The 20,713-nt window shown below is 57.5% G+C and carries 17 protein-coding genes; 9 read left to right on the top strand and 8 right to left on the bottom strand.

Annotated features, from left to right (window positions below; genetic code table 11):
* Nucleotides 1-61 precede the first annotated feature (61 nt).
* Nucleotides 62-760 (top strand): dethiobiotin synthase, encoded by a 699-nt coding sequence (gene bioD, locus ACK13D_RS05230; protein ID WP_045140332.1) that lies wholly within the window; start codon nucleotides 62-64, stop codon nucleotides 758-760.
* A gap of 180 nt (nucleotides 761-940) precedes the next feature.
* Nucleotides 941-2,317, top strand: a complete 1,377-nt coding sequence (locus tag ACK13D_RS05225; protein WP_010670178.1) for a nucleobase:cation symporter-2 family protein — start codon at nucleotides 941-943, stop codon at nucleotides 2,315-2,317.
* 508 nt (nucleotides 2,318-2,825) lie between these two features.
* On the opposite strand, the gene osmV is transcribed toward ACK13D_RS05225, so the two are convergent.
* The 4 genes from osmV to ACK13D_RS05205 are packed head-to-tail and all read right to left on the bottom strand — an operon-like array spanning nucleotide 2,826 to nucleotide 6,264.
* Nucleotides 2,826-3,962 (bottom strand): osmoprotectant ABC transporter ATP-binding protein OsmV, encoded by a 1,137-nt coding sequence (gene osmV, locus ACK13D_RS05220; RefSeq protein WP_418795874.1) that lies wholly within the window; start codon nucleotides 3,960-3,962, stop codon nucleotides 2,826-2,828.
* The gene (osmW, locus tag ACK13D_RS05215; RefSeq protein WP_010244802.1) at nucleotides 3,962-4,609 is read right to left on the bottom strand and encodes an osmoprotectant ABC transporter permease OsmW; all 648 of its coding nucleotides are present in this window, start codon (nucleotides 4,607-4,609) and stop codon (nucleotides 3,962-3,964) included. Before osmW ends, osmV begins: the two co-directional genes overlap by 1 nt.
* 9 nt (nucleotides 4,610-4,618) lie before the next feature.
* Nucleotides 4,619-5,530 (bottom strand): glycine betaine ABC transporter substrate-binding protein, encoded by a 912-nt coding sequence (locus ACK13D_RS05210; RefSeq protein ID WP_010670177.1) that lies wholly within the window; start codon nucleotides 5,528-5,530, stop codon nucleotides 4,619-4,621.
* A gap of 17 nt (nucleotides 5,531-5,547) precedes the next feature.
* A complete protein-coding gene (locus ACK13D_RS05205; protein ID WP_010244807.1) occupies nucleotides 5,548-6,264 on the bottom strand; it encodes an ABC transporter permease in 717 nt (238 codons plus the stop codon).
* A 392-nt stretch (nucleotides 6,265-6,656) separates the two neighbouring features.
* Here ACK13D_RS05205 and ACK13D_RS05200 point away from each other — a divergent pair, with 392 nt between their 5' ends.
* Complete coding sequence (locus ACK13D_RS05200) at nucleotides 6,657-8,123, top strand: MDR family MFS transporter (RefSeq protein ID WP_192072680.1); 1,467 nt, start codon at nucleotides 6,657-6,659, stop codon at nucleotides 8,121-8,123.
* A gap of 39 nt (nucleotides 8,124-8,162) precedes the next feature.
* Here the strand turns inward: ACK13D_RS05200 and ACK13D_RS05195 are convergent, their stop codons facing one another.
* Nucleotides 8,163-8,459 (bottom strand): DUF1161 domain-containing protein, encoded by a 297-nt coding sequence (locus ACK13D_RS05195; RefSeq protein ID WP_033757708.1) that lies wholly within the window; start codon nucleotides 8,457-8,459, stop codon nucleotides 8,163-8,165.
* Between the two features lie 44 nt (nucleotides 8,460-8,503).
* On the bottom strand, nucleotides 8,504-8,827 hold the full coding sequence (locus ACK13D_RS05190; RefSeq protein WP_010244816.1) for a DUF1283 family protein: 324 nt from the start codon (nucleotides 8,825-8,827) through the stop codon (nucleotides 8,504-8,506).
* 280 nt (nucleotides 8,828-9,107) lie between these two features.
* Between ACK13D_RS05190 and ACK13D_RS05185 the strand changes: the two genes are divergently transcribed.
* Nucleotides 9,108-9,434, top strand: coding sequence for a YnfA family protein (locus tag ACK13D_RS05185; RefSeq protein WP_029519527.1), 327 nt, complete (start codon nucleotides 9,108-9,110; stop codon nucleotides 9,432-9,434).
* A gap of 31 nt (nucleotides 9,435-9,465) precedes the next feature.
* Here the strand turns inward: ACK13D_RS05185 and ydfG are convergent, their stop codons facing one another.
* Complete coding sequence (gene ydfG / locus ACK13D_RS05180; RefSeq protein WP_010244822.1) at nucleotides 9,466-10,212, bottom strand: bifunctional NADP-dependent 3-hydroxy acid dehydrogenase/3-hydroxypropionate dehydrogenase YdfG; 747 nt, start codon at nucleotides 10,210-10,212, stop codon at nucleotides 9,466-9,468.
* A 401-nt stretch (nucleotides 10,213-10,613) separates the two neighbouring features.
* Between ydfG and guaD the strand changes: the two genes are divergently transcribed.
* The 5 genes from guaD to dcp all read left to right on the top strand — a co-directional run bounded on the left by guaD (nucleotide 10,614) and on the right by dcp (nucleotide 18,607).
* Nucleotides 10,614-11,942, top strand: a complete 1,329-nt coding sequence (gene guaD / locus ACK13D_RS05175) for a guanine deaminase (RefSeq protein ID WP_010244825.1) — start codon at nucleotides 10,614-10,616, stop codon at nucleotides 11,940-11,942.
* Entirely contained in the window at nucleotides 11,939-13,381 is a 1,443-nt protein-coding gene (gene xdhA, locus ACK13D_RS05170; RefSeq protein WP_418795869.1) for a xanthine dehydrogenase small subunit, read from the top strand. Before guaD ends, xdhA begins: the two co-directional genes overlap by 4 nt.
* The gene (xdhB, locus tag ACK13D_RS05165) at nucleotides 13,371-15,737 is read left to right on the top strand and encodes a xanthine dehydrogenase molybdopterin binding subunit (protein WP_187500058.1); all 2,367 of its coding nucleotides are present in this window, start codon (nucleotides 13,371-13,373) and stop codon (nucleotides 15,735-15,737) included. Before xdhA ends, xdhB begins: the two co-directional genes overlap by 11 nt.
* Entirely contained in the window at nucleotides 15,724-16,500 is a 777-nt protein-coding gene (gene xdhC, locus ACK13D_RS05160) for a xanthine dehydrogenase accessory protein XdhC (RefSeq protein WP_187495574.1), read from the top strand. The genes xdhB and xdhC overlap by 14 nt, the downstream gene beginning before the upstream one ends.
* A 61-nt stretch (nucleotides 16,501-16,561) precedes the next feature.
* A complete protein-coding gene (dcp, locus tag ACK13D_RS05155; RefSeq protein WP_418795866.1) occupies nucleotides 16,562-18,607 on the top strand; it encodes a peptidyl-dipeptidase Dcp in 2,046 nt (681 codons plus the stop codon).
* A gap of 346 nt (nucleotides 18,608-18,953) precedes the next feature.
* Here the strand turns inward: dcp and hpxO are convergent, their stop codons facing one another.
* Complete coding sequence (gene hpxO / locus ACK13D_RS05150; RefSeq protein ID WP_418795864.1) at nucleotides 18,954-20,111, bottom strand: FAD-dependent urate hydroxylase HpxO; 1,158 nt, start codon at nucleotides 20,109-20,111, stop codon at nucleotides 18,954-18,956.
* Nucleotides 20,112-20,713: the final 602 nt, after the last annotated feature.

Below are 20,713 nucleotides of genomic sequence, written 5' to 3'. Positions count from 1 at the left end.
ATGCCGGTTCGCAGCAAGGTTAATCACCGATTAACCGCAACGGTTCGAGAGGAGAAGTTGAGTGAACAGACTATTTGTTACCGGCACTGACACCGCAGTGGGCAAAACGGTGGTGTCACGCGCCCTGTTACAAAGTTTTATCCAGGCCAGGCTCAGTGCCGTCGGCTACAAGCCCGTCGCGCGCTGCGCGGTCAAAACCGCCGACGGCCTGCGTAACAAAGATGCACAGGTTCTGCAAAGCGCTTCATCCATCGATTTACCCTATCAGGCGATCAATCCGCTGGCCTTTCAGGAAGAGGAGATCTGCACCCATCCGAGCCAGATCATTGATTACGCATTGCTGACACAGGGCTTAAGCAGCCTGACGCAGCAGGCCGATCGCGTGGTCGTGGAGGGCACCGGCGGCTGGCGCAGCCTGATGAACGATGGACGTCCGCTCTCCTGCTGGGTCGTTGAGCAGCAGCTGCCGGTGGTGCTGGTGGTCGGTATCCAGTCGGGCTGTATCAGTCACGCCCTGTTAACCGCAGAAGCGATAGCGCAGGATGGACTGCCACTGTTGGGCTGGGTGGCCAATCGCATCAATCCGGGACTGGCGCAGTACAGCGATATTATTGAGATTCTGCGTGAAAAAATTAGTGCGCCGCTGCTGGGCGAGCTGCCTTATCTGCCGCGTGCAGAACAGCGTGATTTGACGCCTTACATCGATATTTCTCTGCTGGAGCAGAACAATCTGCACGCTGTGAGTGCAAAGATCGCCTGATTATGAAACAAACTAAGTCATCTGAGTCGGCAATGAGCCTAAAGTTTCAGGCTTGTTGTCGGCTGTCTTTAACTATTTCCATTTAGAATTGAAAGACCTGGCTCGGATATCGAGAAATCGTGGCGTCATGGCGCAGAAAATGCATTAACTCCGCTTATCACACTGAGCTGGAGCCCCATCATGTCGCACTCGCACGAGAAAGGTTTGTTATATGGGCTTGAAGCCCGCATCGGCCCCGCCCCGGCGTTTTTCGCCGCACTGCAACATCTGCTGGCCAGCGTGGTGGGAATCATCACGCCGCCGCTGATTATTGGCTCCGTTCTGGGGTTGCAGGCCTATATTCCTTATCTGATCAGCATGTCATTGTTCGTTTCCGGCTTAGGCACGTTTATGCAGGCCAGACGCTTTTATGGCATCGGGGCGGGCATGATCTGTCTGCAGGGCACCAGCTTCGCGTTTCTGGGGGTGATCCTCTCGGGTGGTCTGATGGTGAAAGGGCGCGGTGGTTCGCCGGAAGAGATTATGGCGATGCTGTTTGGCTGTAACCTGGTGGCGGCGTTGATTCCGATTCTGATCAGCCGCTGCGTTGGCTCGCTGCGCAAAGTGCTGACGCCGGTGGTGACCGGCACGGTGATCACCCTGATTGGCATCAGCCTGATAAAAGTCAGCATTACCGACTGGGCGGGCGGGCACAACGCTACAGATTTTGGATCGCCGGGAAATCTGGCGCTGGGGGCGCTGACGTTGCTGGTGATCGTGGCGCTGAACCGCTCGCGAAATCGCTGGGCTCGGCTGGTGGCGGTGGTGGCCGGAATCGCGGTGGGATGCGTTGCCGCGGCCTTGACCGGTCATCTGCAACTTAATGTTGCGCCGGAGAGCAACTGGCTGGTGCTGCCCGCGTTCTTCCGGTTTGGTTTTGCCTTTGACTGGACCATTTTCCTGCCGATCGCGCTGGTGTCAGTGATCGCGGTAATTGAAGCCGTCGGTGACCTTACCGCTAACTGCCTGATTTCACAGCAGCCGATCACCGGCAAACCTTTTCAGCAGCGGTTGCAGGGTGGCATTGTCGCCGACGGCCTGAGCTGTGTGCTGGCAGCGGTCTTCTCCGCCTTTCCCAACACCACGTTTGCGCAGAACAATGGCGTTATCCAGATGACCGGCGTCGCCAGCCGTTACGTCGGTATGCTGCTGGGAATCATGCTGGCGCTGCTGGGGCTGTTTCCCTTTATTGGCTCCCTGTTGCAGCAGATCCCGCCGCCGGTGCTGGGCGGGGCGACAATCGTGATGTTTGGCAGCGTGGTTGCTGCGGGCATCCGTGTGATGACCCAGACGCCGCTGGGTCGCCGCGAGATGCTGATTGTGGCGATCGCTTTTGGTATTGGTCTGGGCGTGGAGGCGGTGCCGGATGTGCTGAAGCAGTTCCCGCCGCTGATTAACAGTCTGTTTGGTCATGCGGTGACGACCGGCGGTATTCTGGCGATTGTGCTGAACATGGTGCTGCCGGACGAGGCGCCTGTGGTGGAAGAGGTGGAGGCGGAAACGCTGACGGAGAGCTAAAAAGCAGAAGAGCCGATGTATCTCTCACATACGGCTCAAAAATCCAAAGCGATGGGAGCATATGCCTGTATCAAAGCATCGCGGACCAGGGATGGGCCGCGCTGAGCATGCCATGGATGGCATCTTTTGCGTCTTTGCTACAGGCGTATGCTCCCTGAGCTACTACCTGAATTGACAGACAGGACAGGCCGTGACTTAACTGGCTTTAAGATGGAGTCTGCGAAGGGAACAGGGTCAGATCGGAAAGTCGCAAAAGCCGCCATCCGTGGCACGCTCGGCCCGCGCAATTACGCACCTCATCCCTGAGGTGCGCCCGTACCGGGCCAACGCGTTGCGTTGTTCAAAAACGCTCCCGGCGTTTTTGTCCATGGCGCGGGACGCTTTCCTCCTCTGACCCGGTTCCCTGCGCGTTAAGCTTGTTTGTTGCTGTCTGATTTACCCAGGCTTGGGTATATCTGCTTATATCTGCTGTTTTAATGGGCCGGTAAGACCCATTTAGGTGACGAAATTATGGATTCAGACGACGGCGGGTACGACCAGAACTGAGGTAATCCGCAATATAATCCTGCGAAATCTCACCGCTGTAGCGACCCTCTTCATCGACAATCGGCATCCAGACCGTGTTGTGCTCATAGAGTTTTGACAGCACCACGCGCAGGTTCTCTTCCGCTTTACCGGTGACCTTAAAGGTGTGCAGTCGCTCTTCACAGCGGCCACTGACGTTACGCGCCTCGCGACGCTTCACGAAGCCCAGCGGTTTGCCATCCTCATCGACCACGGTAATCGACCGCATATCGTTCTCATCCATGGTGCCAAAGGCTTCTTCCAGCGGAGTAGAGCGGCGGACGGTGATGGTCGGCTGCTGGTCAGTCACATCGCCCGCCTGCACCAGTAACAGGCGCTTAAGCGTACGGTCATGACCCACAAACGAGCCGACGAACTCATTGGCAGGGGTCGCCAGCAGTTCATCCGGGCTGGCGCACTGCACGATTTTACCCTGACCAAATACCGCAATGCGATCGCCGAGCTTCAGTGCCTCGTCAATATCGTGGCTCACCAGCATTACGGTTTTTTTCAGCTGACGCTGCATGTCGAGAAACTCATTCTGGATCACTTCGCGGTTAATCGGGTCAACGGCGCCAAACGGCTCATCCATCAGAAGCACCGGTGGATCCGCCGCCAGGGCACGAATCACACCGATACGCTGCTGCTGACCGCCTGACATCTCACGCGGATAGCGATGCAGGAATTTGGTGGGATCCAGCGCAACCATGCTCATCAGCTCGGTAGCCCGCTCGTGGCACTGCTTTTTGTTCCAGCCCAGCATGCGTGGCACGACGGTAATGTTCTCTTCGATGGTCATGTTGGGGAACAGACCAATCTGCTGGATAACATAGCCAATGTTGCGACGCAGGGTGGTGGTGTCCTGCGTACTGGTATCTTCGCCATTAATCAGGATCCGGCCACTGGTGGCGGGAATCAGGCGGTTAATCATCTTCAGCGTGGTGGTTTTCCCGCAGCCCGAGGGTCCCAGCAGCACGCACATCTCACCGGCTGGCACGTGCAGGCTGACGTTATCGACGGCTTTATTGGTCGTGCCGTTTTTCTGGGTAAAGGTTTTCGTCAGGTTTTCCAGCGTAATCATTATCGAATCCCCTTTGGAGTCAGCGCCTGCTGCAAACGGTGCAGCAGCCAGTCAAGAAAAATAGCCAGCAGACAGATCATCAATGCCCCGGCAATTAACATACGAATATCACTGCCGCTGATACCATCCAGCAGCAGCTGGCCCAGACCGCCCGCGCCAATCACGGCGGCAATCGCCATGACGCCAACGTTCATTACCACGGCGGTACGGATGCCACCGAAGATCACCGGCAGCGCCATCGGGATTTCAACCCAGCGCAGGCGCTGCCAGAAAGTCATGCCGATACCACGCCCCGCTTCTCGCAGACCGTCCGGCAGATTCTCCAGCGCGGTGTGGGTGTTGCGCACAATCGGCAGCAGCGAGTAGAGGAACACGGCGGTAATCGCCGGCAGCGCGCCAATGCCCTGACCGATGAGTGAAAACAGCGGGATCATCAGACCAAACAGCGCAATGGTGGGAATAGTCAGCACCACGGTGGCGATACCGAGAATCGGCGTTGCCAGCCATCTTACACGCACGATCAGAATGCCAAGCGGCACGCCAATCACAATTGCCAGTCCGACCGCGACCAGTACCAGCCAGCTGTGCTGCCAGCTTAAGGTGAGCAGGGTGCTCCAGTTATCCATGATGTAGTGAAGGGTATCCACAGTGCCTCCTTACAGCATGTTTTTGGATTTAAGGAAATCACGCGCCACGGTTTCCGGTGACTGATGATCGATATCGACCCGCTTGTTCAGCTCCGTTATCGCCTCATCGGTGATTTGCGCAGAAAGCTGATTAAGCGCGGTATCCAGCCCCGGATGACTCGCCAGCACATCCTGACGCACAACCGGCGTCACGTTGTAGCTTGGGAAGAAGTGCTTATCATCCTCCAGTACTTTCATGTTGAAGCCCTTAACCCGGCCATCGGTGGTGTAGATCAGACCGGCATCCACGAATCCGTCGCGAATCGCGTTATAGACCAGACCCGGGTCCATCTGGCGGATCTGCGGGCGATCCAGCGTCAGGTTGTAGGTTTTCTGCAGCGGCTTCATGCCATCTGAACGACCCGAGAACTCCAGGTCCAGACCCAGTCGCCAGTTATGATCCGGATCGGTTTTACGCACCTGCTCAATCTTCGCAACCAGCTGCGACATGGTGCTGATGCCCTCTTTTTCGGCCCGTTCACGGGTCATGGCAAAGGCATAGGTGTTGTTCATTGGTGCCGGGTTAAGCCAGACCAGCCCCAGTCTGGCATCCAGCTTTTTCACCGTCTCATATGCCTGCTGTGAAGACATCGGCTGGTTGATATGGTTAAAGATGATCAGCGAGGTGCCGGTATATTCCCAGACCATATCAATCTGCTTATTCAGCAGCGCATTACGGCCAATGGTGGTGGCGATATTGCGTTTAGGCACCACCTCGAAGCCTTTCTTCTGCAGCCAGAGCACCGTCATTGCTGACAGGATATGCTGCTCGGTGAAACTTTTGGTCGCCATCACCAGCGGTGCAGCAGCCTGTGCCGTCTGGCTTAACAGCAGTGTCGCGGTCAGCGCGACAACGCTTTTCTTAATCCAACGCGTTAGCATTGCAAAGCTCCTTGTGGTCAGGCCGCAGCGTGCGGACTCAGAAAGCGGCCCAGCGCGGCCAGCATCATATCCAGTACCAGTGCCACCAGTGCAGTGGCGACGGCGCCGAGTATCAGCGTCGGAAAGTCATTCAGATAGATGCCCGGGAAGATCAGCTCGCCAAAGCTGCTGGCGCCAATCAGGAACGCCAGTGGGGCGGTGCCGACATTGATGGCGGTGGCGATGCGCACGCCAGAGAGGATGACCGGCAAGGCATTCGGCAGCTCTACCTGACGCAGACGCTGCCATTTGGTCATGCCGATGCCGTTGGCCGCCTCAATCAGCGACGGGGGAACTGCGCTCAGACCAGAGAAGGTGTTGCGGACGATAGGCAGCAGCGAAGCCAGAAACAGCGCAATCAGCGCCGGACGGTCGCCAATCCCGATAATAACCATCGCCAGAGCCAGTACCGCCAGTGGTGGCAGGGTGTTACCGACATTGAAAATCTGCATCACGTACTCTGCCCAGCGACGTGCAAACGGGCGACTTAGCAGGATGCCGCTGGGGATACCGACCAGCAAAGCGAACAGCATTGACCAGAAGACCAAGAAGAGGTGTTGTTGCCCGAGATAAAGCAGATCGACTTTACGTGCGACCAGCTGATCCCAGCCAAGGCCCCAGATCAGCACCGCGATCACCGCGACCACTGCAAGCAGTGCCAGACCGGCGCGTCGGGCCAGTGAAGCATTTTGCATAGGAGAATCTCCCTGATTACGATCTCAATTGTTATAACAACCATAAACAGCCCGACAGGTACGGCAAAAAATGCCGCCGCGCCCAATACCGAAACTGCGATAAAATGTAGATAAAATGACTGTTTACCCACTCTTTTTCAGTGAATACTGAATAAGATGGTGTAATGCTATAGCAGCCCTTTATTGCACAAGCCAGCTTTTAAGCCACAAATCAGAGAGATAGAAACAGGTTAAAATGGTGTTAAAGCCGCGTAGCCGCTGGGCTAATGCGACAATAAAAAATTTTCATCGACTTCTGGTGACACTGTCACAGAGGGCGCAGAAAATGCGCACGCGCGGGAAACTGCATTGTCTGTTTTTCAGCTAGCCTTGCAGATTAAAAAAGGAACCCTATGACTGAAAGCGCACAACTCCAGACCGGACATCGCCACTGGGTCTTAATCGCCTGCATGCTGGCGATGTTTATGGCGGCCATTGAAGTCACTATTGTGGCCACCGCGATGCCCACCATCATTGCTGACCTCGGCGGTTTTTCGCAGTTTGGCTGGGTCTTCTCGATCTATCTGCTGACCCAGGCGGTCAGCGTGCCGCTCTATGGGCGGCTGGCGGATATGGTGGGTCGCAAAACGATGTTTTTTGTCGGCACGTCGATTTTCCTGGTGGGGTCGGTGCTGTGTGGCTTTGCCCATACCATGACCTGGCTGATCCTGTTCCGGGCGTTTCAGGGCCTGGGGGCGGGGGCGATCATGCCGCTCAGCTCCACCATCGTGGCGGATATCTATTCGCCGCGCGAACGCGCCAGCGTGCAGGGCTGGCTCTCCAGCGTCTGGGGTGTAGCGGCGATAGTGGGACCGCTGACCGGCGCGTGGCTGGTACAGCACTTTAGCTGGTCGGTGATTTTCTGGGTCAATCTGCCCATCGGCCTTATCAGCATGCTGATGCTGTGGCGCTGGCTACCGTCGCACCAGAAGGAGGAGAAGTCGCAGCCGCTGAACCTGGCGGGCAGCGGCTGGCTGATGCTCTGCGTGACGGCCTTGCTGATTGCGCTGTTGCAGGCGGAACAGCTGGGCATCTGGCTGGTGCCGTTTCTGCTCTTCTCACTGTTCGCTGGCTGGCAGCTCAGACGCCACGAGCTGCATTCAGCGGCACCGCTGTTTCCGCTGATAATCTGGCGCAGCCGGCTTATCGTGGCGGGTAATGCGGGCAACCTCATCATCGGGGCGGCCATGATGGGCATCAGCGCCTTTTTGCCCACCTGGATTCAGGGGATCAGTGGCGGTTCACCGTTACAGGCGGGCAGTGTGCTGGCGATGATGTCGATTGGCTGGCCGCTGGCCAGCACCCTCAGCGGCAGACTGATGCTGCACACCTCCTACCGCTTCACCGCCCAGCTTGGGGCGCTGTTGCTGGTGACCGGCAGTGCCTTGCTGCTGTTTTTACAGCCCGCAAGCTCACTCTATCAGGCGGGCTTTACGGCGTTTCTGATCGGTACCGGAATGGGAATGACCAGCACCACGTTCCTGGTATCAGTGCAAAATCAGGCGGATTACCAGATTCGCGGCATCTGTACCGCTTCAATTATGTTCAGCCGGATGATCGGGTCGGCGGTAGGGACGGCGATCATGGGCGCGGTGCTGAATCTCAATCTGCAGTGGCGTTTGCCGCAGGTCGAGGATCCGGTGCAGAAGATTATGTCCGAACCCAGCCGTCAGCAGTTACAGCCGGAAACCCTGCAGCAGATGACAGCAGCCATTGCCGCCTCACTGCACTGGGTGTTCGTGGTGGCACTGGTGATTGCGCTGTTTGCGGTGGGTGTGGCATGGATGATGCCGCGTCAGCGGCCGGAACAGGCGGACTAACAGGCAGGGCGACAGGATGTCGCCCTGATTTGAACAGAACTACTGGGCAGATGAGTCCTGCGAACTGCCGACACTGGCAGGTACGCTGGCTTCGTTGTCACTGCCTGAGCGCTTATAAACAATTTTTTGTGTGTCGTTCTCACAATGTCCGACGACCTGGCCACCCGCCTGATCAACCTGATCGTTGGCGACGATGTCGAGACTAAAACCCGACTCAGGTACACCGTTCTGAATAATTTTCTGGCTGATTTCGGTTTTTACCGATTCACAGGATGCCTGCGCCATCAGCGGCAGAGCAAATAACGCCGCGCTTAACAAAACCCTCTGTAGCTTCATCACGTCTTCCTTATGTTAGTCGTCGTCATTACTATAGCTCAAATTTACGGCGCTACCGGGCGACCGGAACGGCGATCCAGACAACGCAGGGTGTTGGGCTCCCAGTAGGCGTTGAGATTGAGGCTCTGCTCGCACTTGTCGCGGGTATCAAACGCACGATCGGTTTTATCAAACTCTTTTTCGACGCGGGTGTTCACTTTGTTGCGCAGCATGCGCGTGTCATTCCATTGCTCTTTATCCTGGCGCGCTGCTTCATTGCTCAGCGCGGAACTGCCATCTTCGATAATCAGACGATTAGTATTCGCAGTGGCAGTGAATGCCGCAGTGGAGAGGAGAACCATCAGCACGGCAGGGATCATTTTTTTCATCACACTATCCTTTAGTTAACGCAAACATCGCCATCCACGACAGCGGTTGCAGCGGGCATGCTTAGAGCCTGGCTCATCAGGGGGCATTGAGGCAGACAGTCTGAACACAGACAGCGCATAACAACCGGCGCGTACAGGGTGTACGTGAGGAGGGTGAGCACTGCCCAGGTTCAGACGGACAAATAAAACAGCCTGATGGGCCTGGCTCTTAGTATATCATCGCCGTTTCTTTGCTCACCAGCAGTGAGTCGTTTGTTTACGTTAAGGAGAGGTAAGGATGCTGATTAAAACCGCCTTGCTGTTTTTTATTACCGCGCTGGCGGAGATTACCGGCTGCTTTCTGCCGTGGTTATGGCTGAAAAAAGGCGGCTCAGTCTGGTTGCTACTCCCTGCGGCAGCAAGTCTGGCGCTGTTTGTCTGGCTGCTGACGCTGCATCCCGCTGCCAGCGGACGGGTTTATGCCGCCTACGGTGGCGTTTATGTGCTTACCGCGCTGCTCTGGTTGCGGGTGGTGGATGGCGTGAAGCTAAGTGTGTGGGACTGGAGCGGGGCTCTGATCGCATTCAGCGGCATGCTGATTATCGTGATGGGCTGGGGACGCGGGTAACGCCAGCCGTGAGGGCTGGCGCTGCAGGGAGTTAAGGTTTATGCACTTTCAGCCCCGCCAGCGTCTGGCTGACCGGCATCATCTCAAGGCTATTGATGTTGACATGTTTAGGCAGTGTGGCCACCCAGTATACGGCTTCTGTCACATCTTCCGGCGTTAAGGCGGTAGCCCCTTCGTAGACCTGACCCGCTTTGTCATCATCGCCCTTAAAGCGCACGTTGGAAAACTCTGTGCCACCGACCAGACCCGGTTCAATGTCGGTCACACGCAGCGCGGTGCCGTGTAAATCGGTTCGCAGATTCAGGCTGAACTGGCGCACAAAGGCTTTGGTGGCGCCGTAGACGTTGCCGCCGGCATAGGGCCAGCTGCCGGCAATTGAACCGATATTGATGATATGACCGACATCACGCTCCACCATCTGTGGCAGCAGGGCGCGGGTCATATAGACCAGGCCTTTGGTGTTGGTGTCAATCATGTTTTCCCAGTCTTCGACGTTGGCCTTGTGCGCCGGTTCGACGCCCAGCGCCAGACCGGCGTTGTTGACCAGCACGTCGATATTGCGCCATTCCGCCGGTAACTGCGCCACCGCCTCTTCAATGGCGGCACGGTTACGCACATCGAGCTGTACCGTATAAATATTCTCGCCCAGTTCATCCTTCAGCGCTTTTAAACGTTCAGCCCGTCGTCCAGTGGCAATCACTTTATGACCATTCTCAATAAAGCGACGGGTGATGCTTTGACCAAAACCGGCGGTCGCACCGGTGACAAAAATAATCATCTCACTGTTCCTTATGCCATTTTCAGAGTCGATGGCTTCACCATAGCATTTCATTTCCGCTTCTGCGCGTGGAAAAACTGCCTGACCTGTAAACGGATTTTAACGGGTAGCCAGCTGCGCCTTTTCAGGGCAGATTGCACCGTTAAAGGGCAGGTTTGCGGGTAACCCGCCATACTCAAAATGTTCAGGGCGCGCAATATTGAGTAGCAACCGTTTGCATCCGTTCCGCAAACGGTTGCTAAGCCATCTCAGTCCTTATTTGTTGCGCAACTTTCCTCTTTTAACTTATTTGACTGATATTTAAAGAATTTATTCTATTTCAATTCTGGCACGCAGGTTGCACAGGATTATTCAGATAATCATCTGCAGATATAACATCGCGCTTTCAGAAAGGACTACCCATGCTTTCAGCAACCGACACGGCGATACGTGCCAGCTTCTTTGACTTTACCGGCGTGGTGGATCGTCCCGACGACCTGGCCGGCCAGGCCCGCTATCTTGAGGATGCGGTGCTGCTGCTGCGTGATGGATGCGTAGTGGGGCTGGATAGCTGGGAGAATAGCGAGGCGATGCTGGCGGGGCATCCGGTCATCGACCTGCGCGGCAGACTGATCGTGCCGGGCTTTGTCGATACCCACATTCACTATCCGCAGACAGAGATGATTGGCGCATTTGGCGAACAGCTGCTGGAGTGGCTGAATCACTACACCTTCCCGGTTGAAGCGCAGTATCACTGTCCCGATCACGCTGCGCGGATGTCCGCCTTCTTCCTGCATCAGCTGCTTTCCAACGGCACCACCAGCGCGCTGGTGTTTGGCACCGTCCATCCGCAATCGGTGGAGGCGCTGTTCAGCGCCGCCGAAGCGCTGAACATGCGGCTGATTGCCGGGAAAGTGATGATGGATCGCAATGCGCCCGACAACCTGATCGAAACCCCTGAACAGAGCTACCAGCAGACCCGGGCGCTGATTGAGCGCTGGCACCAGCGCGGACGCCTGAGCTACGCCCTGACGCCGCGCTTTGCGCCGACCTCATCCCCACAGCTGCTGGAAAAAGTGCAGCAGCTGCGTCAGGAGTTCCCGGATACCTGGCTGCATACCCATCTCAGCGAAAACCCGCAGGAGGTCGCCTGGGTCAAAGAACTGTTCCCGGAGCGTGAAGGCTATCTGGATGTTTATCATCATCACCAGCTGACCGGCCGCCGCAGCGTCTTTGCTCACTGTCTGCATCTGGAAGAGAACGAATGGCAGTGTCTGCACGATACCGATTCATCCATTGCTTTCTGTCCCACCTCAAACCTGTTTCTCGGCAGTGGCCTGTTTAACCTGAAACGCAGCTGGCAGCAGGGGGTGAAAGTGGGGATCGGCACCGATGTCGGCGCGGGCACCACCTTTAATATGCTGCAGACCCTGGGCGAAGCCTACAAGGTGGGCCAGCTACAGCACTACCGGCTCAGCGCGGCCGAAGCCTTTTATCACGCCACGCTGGGCGGGGCGCGCGCGCTGGATCTCGACCACGTCATCGGAAATTTCAACATCGGTAAAGAAGCGGATTTTGTGGTGCTGGACCCGGCGGTTTCTGCCCTGCAGCAACTGCGCATCGGCAACAGCAAAGATATCTGGGAAAAACTGTTTGTATTAATGACGCTCGGCGACGACCGCAATATTGCCCAGACCTGGGTAGCCGGTCGTCCGGTCTGGCAGCGCGACGCACAGGAGCAAGCCGCATGATCCAGTTTCTGTTAAATAACCAGCTGGTCAGCGAGGACGCGCTCGACCCCAACCTCACGGTGCTCAACTACCTGCGCACCCGTCAGCAACGCCCTGGCACCAAAGAGGGCTGTGCATCTGGCGACTGTGGCGCCTGCAGTGTGACTCTGGGCAAAGCCGTCGGGGGAACAATGCAGTATGAAACGATCAACAGCTGCCTGACGCTGGTCTCCGCGTTACAGGGCAAGCAGCTGATTACGGTTGAGGATCTGCGTCACGGCCGCGCACTGCATCCGGCGCAGCAGGCGATGGTCGACTGTCACGGCTCGCAATGCGGATTCTGCACGCCAGGCTTTGTGATGTCGCTGTTCAGCCTGCAAAAAACCGCTTCGGGCTGGGATCGCCATCAGGCGGAAACTGCGCTGGCGGGCAACCTCTGCCGCTGTACCGGTTACCGGCCAATTATGGCCGCCGCCAAACAGCTCTGCTCGCAGCCGGTGACAGACCAGTTCGATCAAGGTGCCGCCGCAACCGTGCAGCGGCTTGAGGCGCTGGCAACCCCGGAGATGCAGGAATTAGGGGGTGAGGGTCGCCGTTGCTTCCTGCCCAAAACTCCGGCTCAGCTGGCGGCGATCTATCTGGCACATCCCGAGGCGAGGCTGATTGCCGGTGGCACCGATCTCAGCCTGCAGATTACCCAGCAGCATAAAAGAATACCGTTGCTGATTGCGCTGGAGCAGGTTGCCGCGCTCAAAGTCTGCAGCGAATTTGATGACCACTACCTGCTGGGCGCAGGGGCTTCGCTGCAGCAGGTCAGCGAATTTCTTGCCAGCCGCATTCCCGGCGTCAGCGAGATGCTGCAACGCTTTGCCTCGCTGCAAATCCGTCTGCAGGGCACATTAGGCGGCAACATCGGTAACGCTTCCCCCATTGGCGACGCCTCGCCGGCGCTGCTGGCCTTAAACGCCAGCCTGTTGTTACAGCGCGGTGAGCAGCAGCGCAGCCTGCCGCTGGATCAGTTCTTTACCGGCTATCGCCAGACCCGGCTCGAAACAGGGGAGTTTATTCGCGCCATTCGCATCGATAAAGTGACGGTGTCACCTGATTTTGTGGCCTGGAAAGTGTCCAAACGGCTGGACGATGATATCTCCGCCGTGTTCGCCGCCTTTAATCTGCAGATTGAACAGGGCGCTGTCAGCAGTGCCCGCATCGCCTTTGGCGGCATGGCGGCAACACCACAGCGTGCCCGTCACTGTGAACAGGCACTCATCGGTGAGCCGCTGAATACCGTGACGGTGTCACGCGCTGCCGCGGCGCTGGCAGAGGATTTCCAGCCGCTCTCCGATTTCCGCGCCAGCAGTGACTATCGTCTGCAGGTCGCGCGCAACCTGCTGCGCCGCTACTGGCATCGCCACAACGGCGAAATAACCTGTATTGAGGTGGCCCGCTATGTCTCATAACCGTCCTGAACTCAACGAAGAGGTCATTAAGGCGCAGTATGCCGCTGATTTACAGAGCGGCGTTGGTCGCAGTAACCGCCATGAGAGCGCGGAAAAACATGTCTCCGGCGAGGCGCGTTTTATTGACGATAAGCCGGAGCTGCCGGGTCTGCTGCATCTCTGTCCGCGCCTGAGTGAGTATGCTCATGCGCGCATCCTGCATATTGATGTGCAGCCCTGTTATGCCGTTCCCGGCGTCGTCAGCGTCCTGACCTGGCAGGATGTGCCGGGCATCAATGATGTCGGGCCGCTGGAGCCGGGCGACCCGCTGCTGGCCCATGACAAAGTAGAGTATCTGGGACAGATCGTGATCGCGGTGGCGGCGGAATCCCCTGAAGCTGCCCGTCTTGGCGCGGCCGCTGCGGTAATTGAATATGAGGTGCTGGAACCGCTGCTGGATGTGGAACAGGCGCTGGCACATGGCAGCTTTGTGCAGGAACCTCACATTCACCAGCGCGGTGATGTGGAAGCGGCCCTGGCGCGTGCGCCGCATCGGGTCAGCGGGGCGTTTCACATTGGCGGCCAGGAGCATTTCTATCTGGAAACCCAGACGGCAATGGTTATTCCCGGTGAAGATCAGCAGTTGCAGGTCTTCTCCTCAACCCAGAACCCCACCGAAGTGCAGAAACTGGTGGCGGAAGTGATGGGCATCAGCCTGAATCAGGTGACGATAGATATGCGCCGGATGGGCGGTGGCTTTGGTGGTAAAGAGACGCAGGCGGCCGGTGTCGCCTGTCTCTGCGCCATCGTGGCGCGCCAGACCGGCCGGGCGGCGAAGATGCGGCTTTCACGTCGCGACGATATGCGCGTCACCGGCAAACGCCATCCGTTCTTTGTGCGCTACGAAGCGGGCGTTGAAGAGGATGGGCGTCTGTGCGGCATCAAAATCGATCTGGCCGGAAACTGCGGTTATTCGCTGGATCTTAGCGGATCGATTGTCGATCGTGCCATGTTCCACGCCGATAACGCCTATTACCTCGGGGATGCACGGGTAACCGGCTATCGCTGCCGCACGAACACCGCCTCGAACACCGCCTATCGGGGTTTTGGCGGGCCGCAGGGTATGGTGGCGATTGAACAGATCATGGATCACATCGCCCGTGAGCGCGGGCTGGATCCGCTGGCGCTGCGCAAGCGTAACTACTATGGCAAGCAGGATCGCAACATCACTCATTATCACCAGCAGGTAGAGGATAACCTGCTGGATGAGATTACCGAACAGCTGGAGCAGAGCAGCGACTATCAGGCTCGCCGCGCGGAGATTAAGGCGTTTAATGCCCGCAGTCCGCTGCTGAAACGCGGTCTGGCGCTGACGCCGGTAAAATTCGGCATCTCCTTTACCTCCAGCTTTCTCAATCAGGCGGGGGCGCTGATTCTGATCTACACCGACGGCACGGTGCAGCTTAACCACGGCGGCACCGAGATGGGCCAGGGCCTGAACACCAAGGTGATTCAGATTGTCGCCGAAGTGCTGCAGATTGAGATCGATAAAATTCAGATCACCGCTACCGACACCGGCAAAGTGCCCAACACCTCGCCAACCGCGGCCTCCAGCGGGGCTGACCTCAATGGAAAAGCGGCCCAGAATGGTGCTGAGATCCTGCGCGATCGCATGACCGCCATGCTCTGCGGGCTACACCAGTGCGACGCGGCGGCGGTGAGCTTCCGCAACGGGGTGGTGCGCGCCGGGGATAAACATTACACCTTCGCCGAGGTGGCGAAGCTGGCGTGGCTGAATCAGGTTCCGCTCTCCGCCACCGGCTACTACCGCGTGCCGGGGATTCATTACGACCGGGTCGCGGGTCGCGGGACGCCGTTCTATTACTACGCTTACGGTGCAGCCTGCTGTGAAGTGGTGATTGATACTCTGACCGGCGAATCCCGCCTGCTGCGTGCCGACATTCTGCATGACGTCGGTGCCTCGCTGAATCCGGCCATCGACATCGGCCAGGTTGAAGGAGGCTTTGTACAGGGCGTCGGCTGGCTTACCTGCGAAGAGCTGGTGTGGAGTGATAAAGGCCAGCTGCTGACCGATGGCCCGGCGAGCTACAAAATTCCTGCCATCAGCGACGTTCCGGCGGACCTGCGGGTCACGCTGGTGGAGAACCGTAAAAACCCTAAAGACACGGTGTTCCACTCCAAGGCCGTAGGTGAACCGCCGTTTATGCTGGGCATCGCCGCCTGGTGTGCCCTGCAGGATGCGGTCGCCAGCGTCTCCGATTACCGGCAGCACCCACTGCTGGACGCGCCTGCGACGCCGGAGCGCATCTTCTGGGGCGTGCAGCGCCTGACGGGAGGGGTTGATGATTTATCATGACTGGATTGGCGTGCTGCATCAGTTGCGTGAAAAACGTCAGAGCTGCGTATTAATCACCGTGCTCAGTGAGCACGGTTCGGTGCCGCGCGACAGCGGCAGCAAAATGGTGGTGACGCAGCAGGAGAGTTATCTCACCATCGGTGGCGGTCATCTGGAGTTTGAGTGCATCGCCCAGGCCAGGGCGATGCTGCAGAGTGGGGCAACTGCGCCACACACCGAGGATTTCAGCCTTGGCGCGCGGCTCGGACAGTGCTGTGGCGGCAAAACCACGCTGCTGTTTGAGCCGCTGCTGCAGGCGCAGCCGGAGATCTACCTTTTTGGCGCAGGCCATGTGGGACAGGCCCTGGTCAACCTGCTGGCAACGTTACCCTGTCACATAAACTGGATCGATAGCCGTCCGGCGCAGTTCAGCCACGTTCCGGCTGGCGTGGTGACGCTTCAGCCTGACGACCCACTCGACTGCGTAGCACAGGCACCCGCAGGCAGCTACTTCATCATCATGACCCATCATCATCCCCTCGACTTCGAACTGTGCGAGGCGGTGCTGAAGCGCGGCGATTTCCGCTATGCCGGGGTGATCGGTTCTGAAACGAAAAACCAGCGTTTCCGCTACAGGCTGGCGGGCAAGGGTGTGGCGAGCGAACCGCTGGCGCGCCTGCGCTGTCCGATTGGCCTGCCGGACGTCAAAGGCAAGCTGCCCGCCGAGATTGCGGTGGCGATTGCCGGTGAAATCATCAGCGTTTATCAGCAGCACGTCGCCTGAGTTGTCGCCTGCGCGGCAACCTGTCAGGATAAGACTTTGCGATGCCCACCAGGAGCGAACCATGAACGCCCGTCAGAATCCCTTCTTTAGCGTCAGCACACTGCCTTACCAGACTCCTCCTTTTGACCAGATTGAGGAGCAGGATTTCCTGCCCGCGCTGCAGGCGGGCATTGAGGAGAAGCGTCAGGAGATCGAGGCGATCGCACTGAACAGCGACGCGCCCAGCTTTTTCAACACTTATGAGGCGCTGGAGAGGAGCGGACAACTGCTCAACCGGGTGAATCTGGTGTTCAGTGCCATGACCTCGTCGCATACCAGCCCGTATCTGCAGCAGGTGGATGAGGAAATTGCGCCTCAGCTCACCGCGCTCAACGATGACATCATGCTTAACCGCCCGCTGTTTTCGCGGCTCGATGCGGTCTATCTGCAGCGCGCTAAACTGGATGCTGAATCAAAACGGCTGGTTGAGGTGATCTGGCAGCGTTTCCAGCTGGCGGGGGCTAATCTGCCGGAAGCGCAGAAACAGCAGCTCAAGACACTGAATCAGGAAGCGGCCCGCCTCGGTACCCGCTTCACCAACAAATTGCTGGCCGCCACTAAAGCGGGCGGGCTGGTCGTCGATGATCTGCAGAAGCTGGCGGGACTCTCACCGGCCGATCTGGCGGTGGCGCAGGCGGAAGCGCAGGCACGCGGACTGGAAAAGCGCTGGCTGCTGGTGCTGCAAAACACCACCCAGCAACCCGCACTACAGAGCCTGGCCGATCGCGCAACCCGTGAAGCGCTGTTTAAGGCGGGCGTCACGCGCACTGAAAAAGGCGATGAGAACGACACCCGCGAGCTGGTATTACGTCTGGCGCAGGTCAGGGCGGAGCAGGCGCGGCTGCTGGGATTTGCCAGCTATGCCGAGTGGAAGTTACAGGATCAGATGGCCAAAATGCCTAAGGCGGCGCTGGCGTTTATGCATAACATCGTGCCTGCCGCGCGCGGTCGTGCGGAGCGTGAAGCGGCGGCTATCCAGCAGACCATCGATCAGCAGCAGGGCGATTTTACCCTGCAGGCCTGGGACTGGCGTTTTTATGCCGAACAGGTGCGGCGTGCCCGTTACGATCTGGATGAGAGCCAGATTAAGCCCTACTTCGAACTGAATTCGGTGCTGCAGAATGGCGTGTTCTGGGCGGCGACGCAGCTCTATGGCATCCGTTTCACGCCGCGACAGGATCTGCCGGTTTATCATCCCGACGTCCAGGTCTATGAGATTTTTGACGCCGATGAGACCCCGCTGGCGCTGTTTTACACCGACTTTTTTAAGCGCGACAGCAAAGGCGGCGGTGCCTGGATGAGCAACTTCGTCAACCAGTCTACGCTGCTCGACAGCAAACCGGTGATCTACAACGTCTGTAACTACACCAAACCGCCAGCCGGTGAACCGGCGCTGCTGAGCTGGGACGACGTCATCACGATGTTTCACGAGTTCGGTCACACGCTGCACGGTCTGTTTGCCAGCCAGCGCTATCCGAGCCTGTCGGGAACGGAAACCCCGCGCGATTTCGTCGAGTTTCCTTCGCAGATCAACGAGCACTGGGCCAGCGAGCCAGCGGTGTTCCGCAACTACGCTCGCCACTATCAGACTCAGGCGCTGATGCCCGCTGAGCTGCATGAAAAAATCGTCCGGGCCGCCACGTTCAACAAAGGCTACGAGATGAGCGAGCTGCTGGCTGCCGCGCTGCTGGATCTGCACTGGCACAGCCTTAACCGTGATTCCGCGCCGCAAAGCGTGGAGGGATTCGAGCAGCAGGCGTTACAGAGCGATAATCTGGCGCTGACGGCGGTGCCGCCGCGCTATCGCTCAAGCTATTTCCAGCACATCTGGGGCGGTGGCTATGCAGCAGGTTATTACGCCTATATCTGGACGCAGATGCTCGCCGACGATGGCTATCAGTGGTTTGCGGAACAGGGCGGACTGACGCGCGAGAACGGCGACCTCTTCCGACAGAAAATTCTGTCCCGGGGGAACAGCAGCGATCTCAAAACACTGTATGAAAGCTGGCGGGGCGGGCCTCCGCAGCTGGAGCCCATGCTGAAAAATCGTGGTCTGGCGGAGTCATAACCAAAAGGGCTGTCACGCTGACTAATGCTGGTCAGTTAAGATTAGATTTGTAAAGGCTGTCACGGTCAAACGTGGCAGCTTTTTTTCCGGGCGAGCGAGCCGTAGTGCGGGCCAGCGCACCTCTGCTGCTGCCGGGCCGTCCTCGCGCCGCTCACGCAGTACCTACGGCTTTGACGGCGTGCCGACGAACCGTTCGGGGATCGGCCCTCCGTCAGGCAGAGGAATGAAGTGAAGGAACCGCGCAGCGGCGCGAGGACCGCCAGGCCCTGTCCGGCACCAGACTGCGCTATCACCTGTCGCTTAACTGACTGGCATTAGTCACGCTGACAGCCCGGTTTTATTAGTGTTAACCCAGCGGGCCACCTTCAATGGTTTCGCACATTCCGGCCAGCACCCGTTCACCGGTTTCGCTTTTCAGAGAGTCATACCATTCTGCCGTGATCGCCGGATCGCGCGCATGGGTGACGTCACAGCGTTTGCGCGCTTTCAGCACCAGATCTTTTACCCGTTCAACCCGTCGCGCCTGATAGCGCAGCAGTGCATCTTCAATACCCAGTGAATGAGAAGTCAGCGTCGAGGCCAGTACCACGGCATCTTCCATCGCCGCGCAGCCGCCCTGGCCGATATCGGGCGTGGTGCTGTGGGCGGCATCGCCCAGCAGGGCCACACGTCCTTTAACAAAGCGGCTGAAAGGTTCAATGTCGTGGATCTCAACCCGATTGGTGGTGTCAGGATTGATTGCCGCGATCAGCTGCTGTACCGGCTCCGCCCAGCCCTGAAAATAGCCGGTTAAGTCCGCTTTCACCGTGCTGCGATCCTGCGGCAGTCCCTTCGGCAGCGGCACATCAAAGAAGAAGTAGAATCGATTGCCGCTGACCGGCATCAGCGACACCCGCTTGCCGTCACCGACAAAGGTGGTCCACTGATCGGCGGGCGCAATCCTCTCATCTACAGTGACCAGGCCATTCCAGTTAACGTAACCGGCGTAACGTCGTTCCAGTTTCTGCTCCAGCACATACTCTCGGATCACCGAATGGGTGCCATCGGCGGCAATCAGGAAATCGCCGGTGGCCTGAGTGTTGTCGGAAAAGGTGGCAATCACGCCACTACCGGTCTGCTCGACCTGGATCACCCGCTTACCAAACTGCACCCGTTCACGCCCGAAGGTATCAATCAGCATCGCCTGCAGTTCTGCCCGCGCCACCGGACAGGGATATTCGCCAACCTGCTGCACCAGCGGCGCCATACTGAAGCGGGTCAGGGGGGCGCCGGTGGTGCCATCGTGATAGGCCATATAGGCCATGTTCCCGCCCAGCTCACGCAGCGCGGTTTTCATGCCCAGCGCATTCAGGCATTTAACCCCGTTGGGCCAGATGGAAATCGCCGCGCCGACGGGCTTCATCTCCTTTACGGCTTCAAAGACCTCAACGTCAATTCCGGATTTCTCCAGCGCAATGGCACTACTCATGCCGCCTATACCGCCACCAATCACGATTGCTTTCATAATGCTCTCCTGTCTGCATACGTCACTTCCTGCAACTTTTGTACCAGAGAGATGGTGGTAGAGAGTTTCATATAAATAACAATGTAAATCATAGGCTTAATGTATAATGGGGGGCACCTGACTCCCGCCTTCCTCTTAATCAGTTGCACTGAATTGTGGCAAACGGGCGTGCAAAAAGGGTGCGGCTATAACCGTACTGCATCATTTGTTTCATTATCGCCCGTCTGTGTCTGTGTTAATCATCAGCCAGTGGAACGCGTCGGGCACTTTTCAGCATGGTCATTCTTATTACTTTAAAAGTTATTAACTAAAATCCTCATCCGCTTCGCTAATATTCCTGACAATTAATTAAACATTTACATAACAACTGGCGCGAATATTTCCCGGAAAATAATCGCTATATTCAATAAGGGGTTAGCCTGACACAGTTAAACACACCTGTTAATAAAAAATGCAAATTCATAACCAGACACAATTGTGTCTGTTTTAGCACCGTGCGCAATCATTAGCAAAAGCGTTCAGGCCGCGTCATTACGGGCTTTTAGGATATTGCTCAGACCCGCCAGTCACGATCACGTGATATAGATCACTCCGGACACAAG

This window comes from Pantoea sp. K16, assembly GCF_048452805.1.
Classification (GTDB): domain Bacteria; phylum Pseudomonadota; class Gammaproteobacteria; order Enterobacterales; family Enterobacteriaceae; genus Pantoea; species Pantoea agglomerans.
Note: the sequence above shows the minus strand (reverse complement) of the source record. Positions and strands in the feature narration are given on the sequence as shown.